The 19,800-nt window shown below is 49.6% G+C and carries 18 protein-coding genes; all 18 read left to right on the top strand.

All coding sequences use genetic code 11. The annotated features are described in order from the left end of the window. The first annotated feature begins 159 nt into the window (after positions 1-159). The 18 genes from alaS (at position 160) to EJL91_RS02525 (ending at position 18,998) form a co-directional block, all read left to right on the top strand. Positions 160-2,766 (top strand): alanine--tRNA ligase, encoded by a 2,607-nt coding sequence (gene alaS, locus EJL91_RS02610; protein ID WP_243125247.1) that lies wholly within the window; start codon positions 160-162, stop codon positions 2,764-2,766. 157 nt (positions 2,767-2,923) lie between these two features. Continuing rightward, positions 2,924-3,100, top strand: a complete 177-nt coding sequence (gene rpsU / locus EJL91_RS02605) for a 30S ribosomal protein S21 (protein WP_003504099.1) — start codon at positions 2,924-2,926, stop codon at positions 3,098-3,100. Positions 3,101-3,264: 164 nt separating this feature from the next. Further along, on the top strand, positions 3,265-5,064 hold the full coding sequence (locus EJL91_RS02600) for a DUF6020 family protein (protein WP_125140401.1): 1,800 nt from the start codon (positions 3,265-3,267) through the stop codon (positions 5,062-5,064). A gap of 54 nt (positions 5,065-5,118) precedes the next feature. Then, positions 5,119-5,391 (top strand): YabP/YqfC family sporulation protein, encoded by a 273-nt coding sequence (locus tag EJL91_RS02595; RefSeq protein ID WP_125140400.1) that lies wholly within the window; start codon positions 5,119-5,121, stop codon positions 5,389-5,391. A 19-nt stretch (positions 5,392-5,410) separates the two neighbouring features. Continuing rightward, positions 5,411-6,634: a sporulation protein YqfD gene (locus EJL91_RS02590; RefSeq protein ID WP_125140399.1), complete on the top strand. Its 1,224-nt coding sequence runs from the start codon at positions 5,411-5,413 to the stop codon at positions 6,632-6,634. After that, positions 6,621-7,673, top strand: coding sequence for a PhoH family protein (locus tag EJL91_RS02585; protein WP_125140398.1), 1,053 nt, complete (start codon positions 6,621-6,623; stop codon positions 7,671-7,673). The genes EJL91_RS02590 and EJL91_RS02585 overlap by 14 nt, the downstream gene beginning before the upstream one ends. Beyond that, the gene (gene ybeY / locus EJL91_RS02580; protein ID WP_125140397.1) at positions 7,670-8,167 is read left to right on the top strand and encodes an rRNA maturation RNase YbeY; all 498 of its coding nucleotides are present in this window, start codon (positions 7,670-7,672) and stop codon (positions 8,165-8,167) included. The genes EJL91_RS02585 and ybeY overlap by 4 nt, the downstream gene beginning before the upstream one ends. Next, positions 8,164-9,279 (top strand): DUF3048 domain-containing protein, encoded by a 1,116-nt coding sequence (locus tag EJL91_RS02575; protein WP_125140396.1) that lies wholly within the window; start codon positions 8,164-8,166, stop codon positions 9,277-9,279. Before ybeY ends, EJL91_RS02575 begins: the two co-directional genes overlap by 4 nt. Further along, positions 9,260-10,933: a putative polysaccharide biosynthesis protein gene (locus tag EJL91_RS02570; RefSeq protein ID WP_125140395.1), complete on the top strand. Its 1,674-nt coding sequence runs from the start codon at positions 9,260-9,262 to the stop codon at positions 10,931-10,933. The genes EJL91_RS02575 and EJL91_RS02570 overlap by 20 nt, the downstream gene beginning before the upstream one ends. A 15-nt stretch (positions 10,934-10,948) precedes the next feature. Further along, entirely contained in the window at positions 10,949-11,698 is a 750-nt protein-coding gene (locus EJL91_RS02565; RefSeq protein WP_125140394.1) for a GNAT family N-acetyltransferase, read from the top strand. 83 nt (positions 11,699-11,781) lie between these two features. Continuing rightward, entirely contained in the window at positions 11,782-12,387 is a 606-nt protein-coding gene (gene fic, locus EJL91_RS02560) for a protein adenylyltransferase Fic (protein ID WP_125140393.1), read from the top strand. A gap of 219 nt (positions 12,388-12,606) precedes the next feature. After that, the gene (locus EJL91_RS02555; RefSeq protein ID WP_125140392.1) at positions 12,607-12,987 is read left to right on the top strand and encodes a hypothetical protein; all 381 of its coding nucleotides are present in this window, start codon (positions 12,607-12,609) and stop codon (positions 12,985-12,987) included. Positions 12,988-13,098: 111 nt separating this feature from the next. Then, positions 13,099-14,328: a BaiN/RdsA family NAD(P)/FAD-dependent oxidoreductase gene (locus EJL91_RS02550; RefSeq protein ID WP_125140391.1), complete on the top strand. Its 1,230-nt coding sequence runs from the start codon at positions 13,099-13,101 to the stop codon at positions 14,326-14,328. A 2-nt stretch (positions 14,329-14,330) separates the two neighbouring features. Beyond that, a complete protein-coding gene (locus EJL91_RS02545; RefSeq protein ID WP_125140390.1) occupies positions 14,331-15,953 on the top strand; it encodes an NAD(P)/FAD-dependent oxidoreductase in 1,623 nt (540 codons plus the stop codon). 90 nt (positions 15,954-16,043) lie between these two features. Then, on the top strand, positions 16,044-16,889 hold the full coding sequence (gene proB, locus EJL91_RS02540; protein ID WP_125140389.1) for a glutamate 5-kinase: 846 nt from the start codon (positions 16,044-16,046) through the stop codon (positions 16,887-16,889). A gap of 91 nt (positions 16,890-16,980) precedes the next feature. Beyond that, complete coding sequence (locus EJL91_RS02535; protein ID WP_125140388.1) at positions 16,981-17,208, top strand: DUF896 domain-containing protein; 228 nt, start codon at positions 16,981-16,983, stop codon at positions 17,206-17,208. Next, positions 17,180-17,755, top strand: a complete 576-nt coding sequence (locus EJL91_RS02530) for a 5-formyltetrahydrofolate cyclo-ligase (protein WP_125140387.1) — start codon at positions 17,180-17,182, stop codon at positions 17,753-17,755. Before EJL91_RS02535 ends, EJL91_RS02530 begins: the two co-directional genes overlap by 29 nt. Then, positions 17,748-18,998, top strand: a complete 1,251-nt coding sequence (locus EJL91_RS02525) for a glutamate-5-semialdehyde dehydrogenase (RefSeq protein WP_423243421.1) — start codon at positions 17,748-17,750, stop codon at positions 18,996-18,998. The genes EJL91_RS02530 and EJL91_RS02525 overlap by 8 nt, the downstream gene beginning before the upstream one ends. Positions 18,999-19,800 lie beyond the last annotated feature (802 nt).

The following is a 19,800-nucleotide window of genomic DNA, read 5'->3' as shown; positions in this document are numbered from 1 at the left end:
ATCTGTCTTTTTCTTCCCCGGCAACACGTTCAATTTCCTCTTGATAAATAGATTTTCCTATGATAGGATATAAAGAATGAAGAATTATATAAATAGAAAAGACAGAAACTTACAGGAGGAAGCAACGTGGAAAAGTACGGTGTAAACGAACTTAGAAAGATGTTTCTGGAGTTCTTTGAGAGCAAAGGACATCTGGCAATGAAGAGTTTTTCTCTGGTTCCACACAATGATAACAGTCTGCTGCTTATCAATTCCGGCATGGCGCCGTTAAAACCATATTTCACAGGACAGGAGATCCCGCCGAGAAAGAGGGTGACGACCTGCCAGAAGTGCATCAGGACAGGAGATATCGAGAACATCGGTAAGACGGCCCGCCACGGCACTTTTTTTGAGATGCTCGGAAACTTCTCATTCGGTGATTACTTTAAGACAGAAGCAATCCACTGGTCATGGGAGTTTTTAACCGAGGTTGTGGGGCTTGACCCCGACCGTCTCTATCCGTCCGTTTACTTAGATGACGATGAGGCATTTGATATCTGGAACAAGGAGATGGGAATTCCGAAAGAGAGAATTTTCCGTTTCGGCAAAGAAGACAACTTCTGGGAGCACGGCGCAGGCCCGTGCGGTCCATGTTCCGAGATTTATTACGACCGCGGTGAGAAATACGGCTGCGGAAGCCCCGACTGTACCGTAGGCTGCGAATGCGACCGCTATATGGAAGTATGGAACAACGTATTCACCCAGTTTAATAACGACGGACACGGCAATTATACGGAGCTGGAGCACAAGAACATTGATACGGGCATGGGACTTGAGCGCCTTGCCGTTGTCGTGCAGGAGGTGGATTCCCTCTTTACCGTAGATACGAACAAGGCTCTTTTAGACCGCGTATGCGAGATGGCCCACACGGAATATCAGAAGGATCACGAAACCGATGTTTCCCTGCGTATCGTGGCCGACCATATCAAATCATGTACATTCATGATCTCCGACGGCATTATGCCTTCCAACGAGGGAAGGGGCTATGTGCTCAGAAGACTTTTAAGACGTGCGGCCCGCCATGGAAAAAAACTCGGCATTGAAGGAAAGTTCATGGCCGAACTGGCAAAGACGGTGATCGCCCTCTCTAAAGACGGCTACCCCGAGCTGGAAGAGAAGAGCGCTATGATTTTCAAAGTGCTTTCAGAGGAAGAAGATAAATTCAATAAGACTATTGATCAGGGACTTGCTATTCTCGTTGATATGGAGAATGAGATGGCGAAGAACCATGAGACAGTGCTTTCCGGAGAGAATGCATTTAAGCTCTACGACACCTATGGATTCCCGATCGATCTGACAAGGGAGATTCTGGAGGAGAAAGATCTTTCCTTAGACGAGGACGGTTTTGCCGCTGCGATGAAAGAGCAGAAAGAGAAAGCAAGAGCCGCCAGAAAGACGACCAACTATATGGGAGCCGATGTCACCGTATACCAGTCTATCGATCCGTCCATCACTTCCGAATTTGACGGATACGGCAAGCTGACGGACGAATCTGTAATCACGGTTCTGACGACGGAGACGGAGATTGTGGAAGCGCTGACAGACGGAGAAGTGGGCACTCTGATTGTTAAAAAGACACCGTTTTATGCTACGATGGGCGGCCAGCAGGCCGATATCGGCGTCATCACGACTCCGGATGCCGAATTTACGGTAAAAGACACAATTAAGCTTCAGGGCGGCAAGATCGGCCATGTCGGCGTTGTCACAAAAGGCATGTTCCGTACGGGCGACACCGTGACCCTGACCGTTGATAAAGAGAACCGCGAACTGACGGAAAGAAACCATTCCGCAACCCATCTGCTTCACAAGGCCCTGCGCACCGTGCTGGGCACTCATGTAGAGCAGGCAGGTTCCCTGGTTACAAGGGACAGGCTGCGTTTTGACTTCACTCATTTCTCCGCTATGACGAGTGAGGAGATTGCAGCAGTGGAGAAGATAGTCAATGATGAGATCGCCGCTTCCCTTCCTGTGGAAACGATGATCATGAGTCTGGACGAGGCAAAGAAGACAGGCGCTATGGCTCTGTTCGGCGAGAAGTACGGCGACAGCGTCCGCGTTGTCAGGATGGGTGATTTCTCCACAGAGCTTTGCGGCGGTACCCACGTGGGCAACACAGGCACCATCTCCGCATTCAAGATTATATCCGAGGCAGGTATTGCAGCCGGCGTCAGAAGAATCGAAGCCCTGACCTCCACCGGGCTTATGAATTATTACAAAGAGATGGAGAAAGAACTCCACGAAGCAGCCAGAGTGGTTAAGTCCACACCGGCCGATTTAAGAACCAAACTGGAAGCCATGCTCGACGAGCTCAAATCTCTTCATTCCGAGAATGAGAAGTTAAAGAGCAAACTGGCCAACGATTCACTCGGTGACGTTATGGATCAGGTACAGGAGATAAACGGCGTGAAGCTTCTGGCAGTCCAGGTGAAGGATGTCGACATGAACGGACTCAGAAACCTGGGTGACCAGCTCAAGGAGAAACTGGGCGAGGGCGTTGTTGTGATTGCATCCGTTCAGGACGGTAAGGTAAACCTGATGGCATCCGTTACGGATGGGGCTCAGAAGAAGGGCGCCCATGCGGGTAACCTGATTAAGGCTATCGCAGGTCTTGTCGGCGGCGGCGGCGGAGGAAGGCCGAATATGGCCCAGGCCGGAGGTAAAAACCCTGCCGGTGTGCCGGACGCGCTGAAAAGGGCGGCAGAGGTCGCAAAAGAGCAGATTAAATAAGGTTCTGCCATCAAATCAAAGAAAATTTGAGAAAACATAAAAATCCTGTTGACGTATGGAATTTTTATGATATAATTTTACTAGTGCTAAAAAAATACCCAAACAGTTGTATTAATATGCACTTATTACACAACTGGAGGGAGGTTAGGTGTGAGCTATGTCAAATGTAATCGTTAAAGATAACGAAAGCTTAGACAGCGCTTTACGCAGATTCAAAAGAAACTGTGCAAAGGCTGGCATTCAGCAGGAGATTCGCAAAAGAGAGCATTACGAAAAACCAAGCGTTCGTCGTAAAAAGAAATCTGAAGCTGCTAGAAAACGCAAATATAATTAATTATACGATGAAAAGATATGTCAAGCATACTTTTCACCGCGGTTAATGGGTGAGGGGCGTGTTAAACATGTTTTTCACTGTCAAGAGCGAGATGAAATCCCTGGTTTATTTAAGCCAGGGATTTTTGTTGATTGATTGGCAGAATTAACAGGAGGTTGTGGGAGATGAAAGGAATGAAGAGGAGAATATTGTGGTCTGCGGTTCTGGCAATAGCCACCGTATATTTTCTGACCAGTGAAACCACACTGGCTTTCCCCCTTTTAATGGATCCGGCATCGGTCTTTTGTGTGCCGGTTACAGCAGGGATTGCTTTTCTTTATTTAAAAGCTTTTTTTCCTTTTGAAAAGAGAAGACTGATCCTCAGCCTGATATCGGGACTGCTGATGGGGCTTATGTTCATCTTGGGTATCCGATACTCCCTGAATGAGATTCCGGCGCCTGCGGCTTTTGGCTTCTTAACGGCGCTTTCGGCAGCTGCGCTGCTGTTCTCGGCATTTACCGGCCTCTTTTTGCGGATGATTCCTTTTGTATCCCAAACGGCGGGTGAGAGTGGGAAGAAACCGGGAATCAAACCGCTTGCGCTCATTTTCCTAATCACCTTTGCCGTCTATATGACAACGCTCCTGGCAGTTTATCCGGGAGTGTATTCCTACGATGCCTCGGTTCAGATCCTTCAGGTTTTCGGAAGCGAGCCGCTGACAAGCCATCATCCGGTTCTGCATACGCTGTTTCTCTGCGGCAGCCTGAAGATTGGGGAAGTGTTCTTCCACAGCTACCAGATCGGCCTGGCTCTTTACAGCCTGATCCAGATCACAGTGATGGCGGCGGTGTTTTCTTTCGTTCTGTACCGCATGATACGACGAAACGCGCCTCTCTGGCTGATTCTCGCCTCCTGGCTGTTTTTGGCGGCAAATCCTTATATGCAGGTACTTGTCCTGCTTACAACAAAGGATGTGCTTTTCAGCGCATTTTTCCTGCTTGCTTTTGATTTCTCCATCGATATGATATCCGATCCGGAACACTTTTTCAAAAGCCGGGCGCTTATGACAGGCTTTTTTCTATCGGCGCTTTTTTCCTGTTTTTTCAGAAACCAGGGTATCTATGTGTTTTTGTTTTATTCCTTTTTTGCGCTCATTTTCTTTATCCGGTATAAGAAAAAAAACGGCGGGACACGTTCTTTTGTACCCAGATGGCTTATCTTCGCCGCCGCTCTGACTGCGGTATATATGACAATGAACGGCCCCGTGCTGACGTCCCTCGGCGTGCAAAAAGGGGATGCGAAGGAGATGCTGTCTGTCCCGATGCAGCAGCTTGCCAGAGTATGGCATGAGAAACCGGAGAGTCTATCAAAAGAAGAGCAGTCTTATATTGAAGCTCTAATCCTGCCGGACGCCCTGGAGGGTTATGTCAGGGTAAATGCGGATCCGGTGAAGAGTGGTTTCCAGACAGAGGTCGTGAAAAGCGATCCCGGAACATTTTTAAAGACGTGGGCCGCAATAGGTGCAAAAGAGCCTCTCGTCTACCTCGACTCCTTTTTAATGGGAAACTGGGGATACTGGTATCCTGGAGAGACACAGTACTGGATCGACTATATCGTTTTTGACGGCTCTTTTATGGAGGAAGAATATAATATTCTCCACATATTCAGGAACAGCCGTTTCCCTCAGTATGAAAACTATCTGCGTAATATCAGCCTGACCCCGGAATACGAGAAAATTCCACTTCTGGCCCTGATTCTCAACCAGGCGTTTCCGTTCTGGCTGATGCTTCTTACGGGAACCGCGCTGCTTTACAGGCGGCAGGCAGCGTTTCTCGTTCCGCTTTCGATGATTTTCGGATACTTCGGCACGCTGCTTCTCGGGCCGGTTACCTGTGTCAGGTATGCGCTGCCTCTGATTGTGTGCGTTCCCCTGATGACGGAAATTCTCCTTTACCGGACGCGGGAGAGAATTGTAAAAGAATAAAACCGGATTTTTTTTCATATAATCTCAGTAAGGACTTCAAAAGGCGGTACGCTCTTGTTCAGCAGACAAAAAAAAGCGGTGGTATCGGCCCTCAATCTGCCGGAAGATGTCTTTTTTGGAGAGATGCTTCTGTCCTTTACCGGCAGCCATTCGGCTGTAGTGGAAAATTACAGAAGCATTGTTTTATTTACGGACACGATGTTGAAACTCCAGGGAAAGACCACAAAACTGACCGTGGAGGGGAAAAATTTATCGATTGAATATTATGATAAGGAGCAGTTGAAGCTGACGGGACACATCAAGTCGGTGGATTTTGAATCTCTCTGATTTCAGGAGGCGTTATTTTATGAAGTTTCTGCGAAGGTTTTGGTCCGGCAGTGTACGGATCCAGATGACGGGGCAGTCTCCGGAGCGTTTTTTTAATTTATGCGCGGCTTCCGGGCTCGATATCTGGGATGTAATATTTTCAAAAGGCAATTACATATTTTCGATGGGGATACGGGATTTCTTTTCCAGCAAGCCCTATGCAAAGAAAGCGAAGATCAGGCTTAGGATACAGCGAAAACTGGGACTTCCTTTTTTTTTATATAAAAACAGGAAAAGAAAGCTGTGGGCCGCCGGTTTTATCTGCTTTTTCATGCTTCTTTACACGCTTTCCTTTTTTGTATGGGATATTGGATATCAGGGTAATGTAATGTATACGGACGATGAACTTTCACATTTTCTGGACACACTGGGGATCCACTGCGGAATCATGAAGAATCAGGTTTCCTGCGAAGAGCTGGAAGCGGCGCTCAGAAACCAGTATAACGGCATCACCTGGGTTTCGGCCCGGTTGATCGGAACAAAGCTCTATGTCCATGTCAAGGAAAATGACGTGCCTCTGGAAATTCCGGTCAGGGATAACACGCCTTGTGATCTCACGGCCGACGCCGACGGGACCATCACCTCCATGATTGTAAGGAGTGGAATTCCGATGGTAAAACCGGGCGACGAGGTGGTGAAAGGCCAGATTCTCGTCAGCGGAGCCATCCCCATCACCGACGACGGAGGCACCGTGGTGGCGGAGCATTATGTCCATTCTGACGCAGACATCATTGCCAGACGCACCAGACAGGAGACAAAGGAAATCTCCCTCTGGCATGAAAAGGAGGAAAAGACGGGCCGGGTCAGGAAGGGGCTTATGACGAACATCGGCGCCCATTCCTTTGTCTATCTGATTCCCAATTTCCGGAATACGGAGTGGAGAACAGTGACGGAGATACGCCAGGTAAGGCTTTTCGGTGATTTTTATCTCCCTGTGGAACTGGGGCTTATCACGTCACAGGAAGTGTGTTCCTACGACGAAAAATACACGGAAAAAGAGCTGGAAGCGCTGGGCGAGGCTTATAAAAATGAAGTTGCGGAAAAATTAATGGAAAAAGGGGTACAAATTATTGAAAATAATGTTAAAATATTAGTTAATGGCTCTTCCTGCCGCTTTGAGGTCAACATGCAGACGGAGGAACCGTTTATCACTGAAACAAATGTCGAAACACAAGGAGAACAGCCAGACGATGAGCATAATTGAAACAGTAATTGATATTCCCATGGAACATGTACAGAACGTCTGCGGCCAGTTTGACGCATATTTGAAGAAGATAGAACGCACACTGCATGTAACCATGATTACAAGAGACGGAGCCCTGAAGATCATCGGCCCGGAGCAGGCGATCCGGCAGGCCAAAAGTGTATTCAACAACCTGCTGGAGCTTTCGAAGCGTGGTAATACGATCACGGAACAGAATGTGGATTATGCCATCTCCCTTTCTTTTACGGAGCAGGACAGCCAGATTCTGGAGATCGATAAGGATATTATCAGCCGTACTATAAACGGCAGGCCGATCAAACCCAAGACCGTAGGCCAGAAGCAGTATGTGGATATGATACGGAAGAAGATGATCGTATTCGGCGTAGGCCCCGCCGGAACAGGAAAGACTTACCTTGCCATGGCTATGGCTATCCAGGCATTTAAGAATGGGGAAGTGAACCGGATTATCCTGACACGCCCGGCCATTGAGGCAGGTGAAAAGCTGGGATTTCTACCGGGTGATTTACAGAGCAAGATAGATCCCTATCTGCGCCCACTGTATGACGCCCTTTATCAGATTATGGGAGCCGAAAGCTATCTCCATAATTCCGAGAAGGGCCTGATTGAGGTGGCCCCGCTGGCCTATATGAGAGGACGTACGCTGGACAATGCGTATATTATTCTGGATGAAGCCCAGAATACGACGCCGGCCCAGATGAAGATGTTCCTGACGCGTATCGGTTTCGGCTCCAAGGTCATTATCACAGGAGACCAGTCCCAGAAGGATCTTCCGGCCGGGGCGGTGTCCGGCCTCGATACGGCGGTCAGGGTCCTGAAGAAAATCGATGATATCGGCTTCTGTTTTCTGACCAGCAGTGACGTTGTGCGTCATCCGCTTGTCCAGAAAATCGTTGAAGCCTATGAAAGTTTTGAACTGAAAGAGAAAAAGGATCAAAATGAGGGCAGACGGCGCGGAGAACGCGGATTTCACGGCACATCCGAGGACAGGCCCTCACCCAGAGGGAGAAAAAACAAATGACAATCAATATCGAATACGAAGCCGAAAAGAAGCTTGAACTGCCGTATGAATCGATCATAGAGGAAGTGGTGACAGCCTCGCTGGACTACGAAGAATGCCCTTACGAGGCCGAGGTCAACGTGGTATTGACCGACAACGAAGAAATCCGGCGCATCAACCGGGAATTCCGCCAGATAGACAATGCGACCGATGTACTGTCTTTCCCAATGGGAGATTTTGAAACCCCATCCGATTTTGAACGCATGGAGGAACAGTCAGAGGACTATTTTAACCCGGAGACGGGGGAGCTGCTTCTCGGGGATATCGTGATTTCGGTGGACAAGGTGGAAGAGCAGGCGGAGAAATACGGGCATTCCGAGTCCAGGGAACTGGCCTTTCTGGTCGCACACAGCATGCTTCATCTCTGCGGGTATGACCATATGGAAGAGGAAGAGCGCGCCGTCATGGAGCAGAAGCAGGAGGAAATCCTGAAAGCGGGAGGGTATACCAGATGATGAAACGGGGGGTTATTCTGGCGCTGGCGGCCGGACTCTGTCTGACTGCAGGATGTACCAGGTATGAAGAAACATCGGTTACTGCAAGTGTGAAAGAAACAGAGGAGACCAGGGTGATCCAGATTACGGAACCGGAGACGGAACCCGAGACCGAAGGGAGCCGGGAACTGGAACGTGTGGAGAAGGACGGAAAAATCCCCAGTTACCTGACCGGTGAGATGACGGACGTGGCGATAGCGGACCGCCGTCCCATTGCCATCATGATCAGCAATGACAAGGCGGCGCTGCCCCATTACGGAATTAATCATGCAGGCGTTATCTATGAGGCTCCCGTGGAGGGCGGGATGAACCGGTACATGGCCATCCTGGAAGACTATGATAGCCTGGACCGCATCGGTTCGGTCAGAAGCTGCCGCACTTACTATACTTTTTTTGCAAATGAGTTTAAAGCAATCTATGCCCACTTCGGGCAGAGCTCCTTTGCGCGCCCCTACCTGGATAGGATGGAGCATTTAAACGGCATAGAGGGAAAAGGTTCCGTGGCCTTTTACAGGACCAAGGATAAGAAATCCCCCCACAATGCCTATGCCAGCGGGGACCGTATCCAAAAAGCGATTGAAGCGATGGGGTATTCCCAGAAATATCCGGAGGACTATAAAGGCCACTACCATTTCTCAAAACCGGAATATCCGGTGACGCTTGAGAACGGTTTTGCGGCCGCTTTTGTGCGCCCGGGATACATAATGAATGATCCATGGTTTGAATATAACAGCAAGGACGGCCTGTATTACCGTTTCCAATACGGCGGTCCACAAAACGGCAATGAAGGACAGCTGACGGCCAAAAATATTATTTTCCAGTATTGCGGCTGGAAATATTATTCACCGTCCGAATATCTGGACATTGACGTACATAGCCCGGGGCTGGGATATTATTTCACAAACGGAAGAGGGGAAAAGATCACCTGGACCAAAGGAAGCGCCGAGGCTATGACAAAATACTATGACGAAAGCGGTCAGGAGATTATGATGAATCCGGGAAGCACCTGGATCTGCATCATTCAGTCTGAACGTATGGATAAGGCGGAATTTTATGGAGAACAGACAGAGTAGACGTAAAACAACGGGCAGAAAGGAATCAAATTTCGTTGTCCAGGGCAGTATCCTGGCAGTGGCGGGAATTGTAGTAAGGCTGATCGGAATCCTTTACCGGGTGCCGATGACCAACATCATCGGCGACGAGGGGATGGGATATTACTCTACGGCATTTAATGTATACAACATCATGCTGATTCTCTCCTCGTACAGTCTGCCGCTGGCGGTGTCCAAGATGGTGTCTGCGAGAATGGCGAAGGGGCAGTACCGGAATTCGGTCCGGGTCCTGAAGGCCGCGCTTGTCTATGCCACTGTTGTGGGAGGACTGGCCTGCTTTATCACCTGGAATTTTGCAGGTTTCTTTGCAACGACAGCGTTCAATACGCCGTTTTGTGTTTATGCGCTGAAGACCCTGGCGCCCACGATCTGGATCATGGCTTATCTCGGTGTTCTCAGAGGCTTTTTCCAGGGACACGGAACGATGATTCCCACGGCAATTTCCCAGATTTTCGAACAGATTGTCAATGCGGTAATCAGCGTGGTTGCCGCCAGCGTTCTGTTCAAAGTCGGGCTGGATTCCAACCGTGTTTATAACACAACGGGCTACCCGCAGGCATTCGGCGCCGCCGGAGGCACTATCGGAACAGGAGCCGGCGCGCTGGCCGCCCTGCTTTTCATGCTCCTTCTTTTTGCCATCTATGCGCCCGTAATGAAACGGCGCAAAAGGCGGGACAGAAGCAAACGCACCGATTCCTACGGCGATATCTCGGTAACATTTTTATTCACCGTTGTACCGGTCATTATCAGCTCGGCCGTTTACAATATCAATGCGGTTGTGGACAACAGCATTATGGCTTATGGTATGGAATCCCTGGGTCAGGGAAAGGAGTTCCTTTCCCTGTGGGGAATTTATAATAACAAATACATGCTTCTCGTCCATGTGCCTCTGGCTATGGCCAACTCCCTTTCTTCCTCTCTGATTCCTTCCCTGTCGGGAGCGGTAGCCAGAAAAGAGAAGGGGGCGGTTATTGCGAAGACAGGCCTTGCCATCCGTTTTGCGATGCTGATCGCTATTCCGTCCGCCGTCGGGCTTACGGTTCTTTCTGCGCCGATCAACAATCTGCTTTTCAGAGGCGGCAACAACGCAGAGGCGATCCGGATGCTGATTATCGGTTCGGCGGCAGTCATTTTCCTGTCTCTTTCAACGGTAACCAACGCCATCCTGCAGGGTATCAACCACATGAACGTACCGGTCAGAAACGCATTTATTTCCCTGGTCCTGCATGTGATTGCCCTCTATATTATGCTGATGGTATTTAAGATGGGAATTTACAGCATGGTCTTTGCCAACATCCTGTTCGCCGTTTTCATGTGCGTCCTGAATGCCCTGGCAATCCGGAAATACCTGAATTACAGACAGGAGCTTCTCAAAACCTTCCTGCTTCCGGCGGTCGCGGCGGCCTTCATGGGCGCAGCGGCTTTCGGAGTGTATAAGCTCGTGATACTGATCGTAAAGAGCAACCTGATCGGAACAATCCTGGCGGTCATCACAGCCATTGCGGTTTATGGGATTCTCCTGATTAAGCTGCGCTGCATCGATGAGGAAGAGCTTTATACCATGCCGGGCGGAACGAAGATTATCAGGATATCAAAGAAACTGAGGCTGATGTAAGAAATGAGAGACGATATGGATAACGAATTTGTGAATTTGACGGCAGAAAACCTTGCCGATGAGCATTTGTGCTGTATTATCCGCAGTAAAAAGCCTTATCCGGGTGTTGAAGCGAAGCGGCAGTGGCTTCTGGAGCGGCTTAAGGAAGGCCATGTTTTCCGGAAGCTGAATGCAAAGGCTACTGTTTTTATTGAATATGCCCCTCTTGAAACTGCCTGGGTCCCGATTGACGGGGACAATTATTATTACCTGTATTGCTTGTGGGTTTTAGGAGACTATAAGGGGAAAGGATATGGAAAAGAGCTGATGGAATATTGTCTGTCCGACGCCAGGGCAAAAGGAAAATCAGGTGTCTGCATGCTCGGTTCCAAAAAGCAGAAATCCTGGCTCTCCGATCAGTCGTTTGTGAAAAAGTACGGTTTTGAGGCGGTCGATACAACTGGTGACGGATACGAACTGCTTGCCCTCTCATTCGACGGAACTACTCCAGCCTTCGGCCCCAATGTCAAAAACGGGGGAATCGAAAACAAGGAACTGACCATTTATTACGATATGCAATGCCCCTTTGTCGGCCGGACCATTAACATGGTAAAAGAATATTGTGAAACAAACGATATCCCTGTATCCTTAATCCAGGTGGATACACTCAAAAAAGCAAAAGAACTGCCCTGCGTATTTAATAACTGGGCTGTATTTTATAAGGGAAAATTCGAAACTGTGAATTTGCTGGATCTTTCCTACTTAAAGAGAATTCTAAAAAAATGAGTTTTAAATCGTGATGTTGTTCACAGAACGGCGCTTTTTGCAGACTTAAGAATAACAACATCCGATTTAGAAAGGTAAACCATATGACACTTGAAAACAAATTGGGCATCAGCGATTCTACAGAACTCGCAAGAGTGGAAGAAAAACTAAGCAAGAAAAAAGCCGTGGAATTATTCGAAAGCGGCCTTTTAGACAGCTTACAAGCAGGAACCTATAATGCGCTCGCTGAAATTCATCGGCATCTATTTGAAGATATCTATGGATTTGCAGGAAAAGTACGGGATGTTAACATCGCCAAAGGCACCTTCCGGTTTGCCCCGGTTATGTACCTGCAGGCTGCAATAGAAAACGTAGAGAAAATGCCGCAGTCTACCTTCGATGAAATAATAGAAAAATACGTAGAAATGAATGTGGTACATCCATTCCGAGAAGGCAATGGCCGAAGCGCAAGAATATGGTTGGATCAGATGCTGAAAAAAGAGTTAAACCTGGTCATAGACTGGAGCAAGATAGACAAAGACGACTATCTCCTTGCCATGGAGAGAAGCCCCATAAAAGACATCGAAATAAAACATCTCCTCAAACAGGCCCTGACAGACAGGGTAAGCGACAGAGAACTTTACATGAAAGGAATCGATCACAGCTATTATTACGAGGGCTACTTTGTATACAAAGCAGAAGAACTGTAAAATATAAAACCAAACGAGGCACCGCAGAGGCAGCTTCCCTTCGGGGCCTTCCCCAAAAATGAGGATACTTCAGAGGCAGCGGCCGATGGCGGGCGGGCATAAAACTTCGCGTCTTCGGTCCCGGCGAAAGAGTAGTGGGGGGAATCCATTTTTCACCCCCATTTTGTGTTTAAGATAACAGAAAAAGGCAGATACTAATAATACTTAAGGAGGAATTCCATGAAAAAGTATTATGTCTGCTTTTTTCTATTAGCAGTATTTTTAGCTGCATCCATTCTAACGGGAGCCTATATTTATTTCTATCGGCCGGAGCATGCGCAGCCGATACCGGGACAGATTCTGGAATCGGAGTCCGCGCCGGAGGACAATGTGGTAATCAACCAGCGCCAGGTAGAAACCAGGGAAGAAGTAAAGAACTACTGTCTGGTGGCAGAGGAAGGTTTTCTCCTTGTCTTTGCGAAGGACCGTAACAATGTATGCCTGGACACCCATATGCCGCTTGCCGAATTCCCGCTGGAGGAGCAGGAGAAACTGATGGAGGGCATCTGGTTTACATCCATGATGGATGTGTTCAGTTATCTGGAATCGTACAGCAGCTAAAATTCTGTTACTGTTCACTCCGTGCACAGTAACAGAATTCTGTCTTAAATGCGTATTGTAAAGTGGGGACTGGGAAGATTTAAATCGTTACAAGACAGGAGAAAAAGTATTATGAAAAAACAGGTTATCATTATCGGTGCCGGAGCATCCGGCATGACGGCGGCTATCTTCGCCGCCAGACAGGGCGCGGACGTGACTCTGTTAGAACACACGGACCGCGTTGGTAAAAAGATTCTTGCCACGGGGAATGGGAAATGTAACCTGTCAAACCGTGTAATGGATGAAAACTGCTATAGAAGCGGAAAAACCGATTTCCCGATGAATGTCATCAGCCGGTTCACCGTGGAGGAAACTCTCTGTTTCTTCCGTGATCTCGGCATTGTCCCAAAAGATAAAAACGGTTACCTGTACCCGAATTCCGGACAGGCAGCCTCTGTTCTCGATGCCCTCAGGTCGGAACTTATCCACCGCGGCGTGCGTGTCGTCACGGAGTGCGGAATCGAGAAGGTTTCTTACAGGCAAGAAGGTGGAAAGAGGTTTGAAGTTACAGCCTCAAAGGGTAAATTTTCCTCCGACTCCCTGATTCTCGCCACCGGCTCTAAGGCGGCGCCGGTCACGGGTTCCGACGGAAGCGGATACAAACTGGCAGAGCAGCTTGGACACCGTATCATAAAACCCCTTCCCGCCCTCGTACAATTGCGCTGCCGGGAGAAGTTTTACAAACAGATCTCCGGGGTCCGGACGGAGGCCTGCGTCGCTCTTTTCTGTAACGGAAAGGAGATGGCAAGGGATCAGGGCGAGCTTCAATTGACTGATTACGGAATTTCAGGAATTCCAGTGTTCCAGGTCAGCCGTTTTGCGTCAAGGGCTCTCGACCAGGGTAAAAAAGTCACCGCCATCCTGGATTTCTATCCGGAGGAGACGTATGAAAAAACACGCAAAATGATAAGGGAGCGAAGTTTAAGCTGCGCCCACAAGACAATGGAGGAATTTTTCACGGGCTGGTTCCATAAAAAGCTCTCTGCGCTGTTTATCAAACTGGCGGGAATCGAGCCGCAGAGGCCGGTGAAACTTCTGACAGAGGAGGAGACAGGGAGGCTGACCGGCATAATCAAGGAGTTCCGCACGGAAATTACGGCTGTCAATCCCTTTGAGAATGCCCAGATCTGCTGCGGCGGAGTGGATGTATGCGGGATTGATCCCGAGACAATGGAATCTAATATAAAGAAAGGCCTGTATCTGATAGGAGAACTATTGGATGTGGATGGTATCTGCGGAGGATACAATCTGCAATGGGCGTGGAGCACCGGAGCAATCGCCGGGACTCACGCAGGACTGTAAACATGATTCGTATTAACCAGTTAAAACTGCCTGTCAATCACACGGAGGCAGACCTTAAGAAAAAAGCAGCCAGGATGATGCGGATCCCGGAGGAGAAAATTCTTTCCCTCGCCCCGGTCAGACAGTCCCTGGACGCCAGAAAGAAAAACGAACTGCTGTACATATATTCGCTGAATGCCGCCGTCTCCGGCAAGGAGAGAGCCGTCATTAAAAATGCGAAAAACGTAAATGTGCTTTTCGATAAGGAAAAGGCATACCGTTTCCCGGAGCATGGGGAAGAACCGCTTAAGGAACGGCCCGTCATCATCGGATTCGGGCCGGCCGGTATGTTCTGCGGCCTGATGCTTGCAAGAGCCGGATTTACGCCTCTTATTCTGGAGCGCGGAGAGGATGTCGATTCCCGTGCGGAAAAAGTAAACCGCTTCTGGGCGGGCGGAGCGTTAAATCCTGAGTCCAACGTCCAGTTCGGAGAGGGCGGCGCCGGGACATTTTCGGACGGAAAGCTGAATACCCTGGTAAAAGACCCTTCAGGCAGAAATAAAAAGGTGCTGGAAATTCTCGCCGAAGCAGGCGCAGATCCTTCTATTACTTATGTGAATAAACCTCACGTCGGCACGGATGTCCTGAGCCTTGTCGTGAAAAATATCAGGCAGGAAATTATCCGCCTGGGCGGAGAAATACGTTTCAACTGCAAAATGACCGATTTTACGGATGAAAACGGGCAGCTTACCTCTATCACCGCATCACAGAAACAGGAGGATGGAACATTTAAAGAAGAAATCATCCCGGCGCAGGCCGTTGTCCTTGCCATCGGGCACAGTGCCCGCGACACCTTTTCCATGCTGGCGGGAAAAGAACTGGATCTGCATGCAAAAGCTTTTGCAGTGGGACTCCGGATTCAGCATCCCCAAAGCCAGATTAATCTTTCGCAGTACGGAATGGAACATCCCGGTTCTCTGGGAGCTGCCAGCTACAAGCTGACAAAGCAGACCTCGTCGGGCCGCGGCGTTTATTCCTTCTGTATGTGTCCGGGAGGCTTTGTCGTCAATGCGTCGTCGGAGGACGGCAGACTCGCCGTCAACGGCATGAGCAACCACGACCGGGCCGGAAAAAATGCAAACAGCGCCCTCATCGTCACGGTGACGCCGGAGGACTTTCCTGACAATGGGCCTCTTGGAGGCGTGTCGTTCCAGAGAAACCTGGAAGAGGCGGCATATCGTGCGGGAGACGGTAAAATTCCGGTCCAGCTTTACAAAGACTTTAAGACGGGCGCTGTATCAGAGACTTTTGGAGATGTAGAGCCTGCATTTAAGGGCGGCTATTCCTTTGCAAACCTGCGCGATGTGATGAGGGAGCCGCTGTCGGAGGCCCTGGTGGAAGGGATAAACAGTTTTGGACGCACCATACCGGGCTTTGACCGGGACGACGCAATTCTGGCAGGCATTGAAAGCCGCACCTCATCACCGGTCCGCATCCCCAGGGACGAGGGACTGGAAAGCCGTGTCAGGGGACTCTATCCGTGCGGAGAGGGCGCGGGATATGCCGGAGGCATTACCTCGGCCGCAATGGACGGACTCAGGGCAGCGGAAACAATCGTTTCCAGATTTTCCCCCATTTTTTATTGACGTGATTTTGTAAATGAGGTAAACTTGCAGAAAATGGATTACTGTTCAAACGAAAACGGTGCACAATGCTGCGGGAAAAGAGGAATTGATATGACAGAGGAAAGAGCTGCCTTAAAACAGAAAAAAAGAATTGTTATTAAAATAGGTTCATCCTCCCTGACCCATCCTGAGACAGGGGATTTGAACCTGAGAAAGATTGAACAGCTGGTGCGGGTACTCAGCGATCTGCGCGGAGAAGGGCGGGAAGTGATTCTCGTATCCTCCGGAGCCATCGCTGCTGGCCGTCAGGCCCTCGGCTTTAATGAACGGCCCCGCCTTCTGGAAGAGAAACAGGCGTTTGCTGCGGTGGGGCAGGCCAGACTGATGATGGTTTACCAGAAGCTGTTTGCGGAGTACAACCAGACTGCCGCACAGATACTGATGACGAAGAATACGGTGACGAATGAGCAGTCGCGTTTTAACGCCCACAATACGTTCAACGAACTTTTAAAACTTGGTGCCATTCCTATAGTCAATGAAAATGATACGGTTGCGACCGATGAGATCCAGTTTGGTGACAACGACAGGCTTTCGGCCATCGTAGCCGCCCTGGTGGAGGCCGATGTCCTGATTCTCATGTCGGACATCGACGGTCTGTACACCGATGATCCCAATAAAAACCCGGATGCCGAATTCATCCCGTTTGTCAAGGAGCTGACGCCGGAACTGAAAGCCATGGGCAAGGATTCCGCAAGCAGTGTGGGCACGGGCGGAATGTCGGCCAAACTGGCGGCGGCGCAGATTGCCACGGGAAGCGGTTCGGATATGCTGATTGCCAATGCAAATGATCTGAACGCAATCTATGAGATTCTGGAGGGAAAAGAATGCGGCACCCTCTTTGCCGCCCATGAGAACAAAGACTTTGATTTGAATACATACCTGAACAGCGAAAGCTGAGCGGGGAAAAGAAGAGCCGAGAGTTACATGCAGGAACACATGATTCTCGGTGAGAAACCAAAATCTGAATGATGACACAGGAGCGTACAATATGGACCAGGAAAAAATTGATCGCATCAACACACTCTACCATAAGAGCCAGTCAACCGGCCTCACGGAAGAGGAGAAGAATGAACAGGCTGCCCTTCGCAAAGAATATATCGAGACAATTCGGAAAAACATGCGCGGAACCTTAAACAGTATATCAATCAAGGAGGAAGACGGTACAATTACCGATCTCGGGAAAAAATATGGGAATATCAGTGACATCCAAAGCTGACCTTAGAAAAAAGGTACTGGAGCTTAGAAAACACCTGACCACGGAAGAGATGGCAGAGTGGGACAATACAATCTGTGAGAAAATAAAGGGACTTGGACTGGAAAAGCAGTTTGGCACCGTATACTGTTATGTCAGCGTGCGCGGAGAGACCGGGACTGAATCCCTGATTCGTTTTTACCTGGAGCAGGGGATCAAAGTGGCTGTTCCGAGAGTAAAAGGCAAGGAGATGGATTTTTATTACATCGACCGTTATGAAGATCTCGAACCCGGCTGCTTCGGGATCCCTGAACCTAAAAAGAGCTGTGAACTGGCTGCCGAACAGGATGTGCCGGTCATCGTGCCGGGAGTTGCATTCTCCGAACGTTTTGAGAGAACCGGTTACGGCGCAGGCTATTACGACCGCTTTTTTGAAAAGGAGCCACAGCATGAGAAGATTGCCATCTGCTATGATTTTCAGATGACGGAGGCGATTGCCGTGGATCAATACGATATCCTGATGGATCGGATTATCACGCCTCAAAAGAGCCTGAACAGAAAGGATGATTAATATGCTCGAAATGATCGGCAAACGCGCAAAGGACGCCTCCAGAAAGCTGGCCCTCCTCGGTTCCGTAAAAAAGAATGAGGGGCTTAAAGCGGCTGCGGAGGCTCTGCTGAAAGGCGAAGAGGAAATCCTTTTGGCCAACCGTAAGGACATAGAAAGAGCCCGCGGGGCCGGAATGAACCCGGGAATGATCGATCGCCTGACGCTCACCCATGAACGGATCGAGGCCATTATTGAGGGCGTGAACCAGGTAATCAGCCTGGACGATCCCGTAGGCGAAGTCCTGGGGATGAAGGAACGTCCCAACGGCCTTTTGATAGGGCAGAAGCGTGTCCCGATGGGCGTTATCGGCATGATTTACGAGGCCAGGCCTAATGTCACCGTGGATGCCTTCGCCCTCTGTTTTAAGTCCGGCAACGCCGTGATCCTGAAGGGCGGCAGCGATGCCCTGGAATCAAACAAGGCAATTGTGAAATGGCTGAGGGAGGGACTTAACGGCTGCGAGCTTCCCGAGGACTGCGTTCAGCTAATCACCGATACGGACCGCGAGGCCACAAAGCAGTTTATGCGTATGAACGGCTACATTGACGTACTGATTCCACGCGGCGGGGCCGGATTAATCCGCACCGTTGTTGAGAACAGCACCGTGCCGGTCATCGAAACAGGGACAGGAAACTGCCATATCTATGTGGATGAAACCGCTGATTTTGATATGGCGCTCGACATTATATTCAACGCCAAGACCCAGAGAATCAGCGTCTGCAACTGCTGTGAATCACTGCTGGTGCACCGGAGCATTGCCGGTGAATTCCTGCCGCTTTTAAAGAAACGCCTCGATGAAAAACAGGTGGAAATCCGCGCAGATCATGAGTCACTTTCCATTGTGCCTGAATTTAAAGCCGCAACCGAGGAAGACTGGGGAACGGAATATCTCGACTACATACTTTCCGTAAAACAAGTCGGTTCGGTGGAAGAGGCCATAGACCACATCAACCGCTATAACACCGGCCATTCTGAGTCTATCATCACAAAAGACTACGACAGCTCCAGAAAATTCCTGGAGGGCGTCGATGCCGCTGCGGTCTATGTCAACGCGTCAACACGGTTTACCGACGGCTTCGAGTTCGGCTTTGGGGCGGAAATCGGAATCAGTACGCAGAAGCTTCATGCAAGAGGGCCTATGGGGCTTAAGGAACTGACTACCACGAAATATATTATTTACGGAAACGGGCAGGTACGGCCATAAGCGGCTCAAGTTAGCCTGCAGGACAGCAAGGAACCAAAAACGAAGGATTAGGGCTATATCATGGATAACATGGTATAGCCATTTTAAATGCGGGAGGTGGGGTGAGGAAGGAGAACGCTGCCGGGACGGTCTGGGTTTGGGATGGGGAGAGGGGGGATGTGAGTCTTCAGTCCCGGTTTGTAAGTTGTCGCGGGTGGGGAATCCGGGCAGAAAAAGTTCCTGCGGGAAACGCTTGCGCTCTTTGGAGTACATAACAGTACTAGCCTCGAAAAGACCTCGGCAAGTACTGATGAACTCCCAGGTTCCCTGCGGAATCTTTTTCTCCCGGATTCCCCACGGGAAGTTTATGGCCCGGGACTGAAGACGCCGAGGTTTTTCGCCATCCCGAACCCCGGCCTGCGGCCGCTGATTTGTTCTGTTCCTTCAAGGGGAGAGGGTATTGTCTCTGCCACCACGGGCCTTCAGATGCCCGGGAACAGTCTCTTTATAAACCTGAGAAATGTGTTGTCAGAGAGCCGGCTTTCACTCAGGATGAAATAGTAGAAATTCCGGGTCTTAGCCGCTCAAAACAGCGTTCTATCCTGTTTCACATGCACTGGGAGGCAGTTATAAGACAGCGAATCGATTAAATATCACCGCTTCGTAGTGGCCGCGACAATACCTTCCCCGCACTCGACGAAAGAGACAATCAGCCCCTGAAGCCGGCGGACGGGGCAATCACCTTCGCTGAGTCTTCAGTCCCGTCGACAACCTGCCTGGGGAAGGAAGGAGAAAACTTTCCGAAGGGGACCTTGGAATCCGC

Origin of the sequence: Clostridium transplantifaecale (assembly GCF_900626075.1) — a bacterium.
Classification (GTDB): Bacteria; Bacillota; Clostridia; order Lachnospirales; family Lachnospiraceae; genus Otoolea; species Otoolea transplantifaecalis.
The sequence above is the reverse complement of the archived record's forward strand: the minus strand, read 5'-3'. Positions and strand labels throughout refer to the sequence as shown.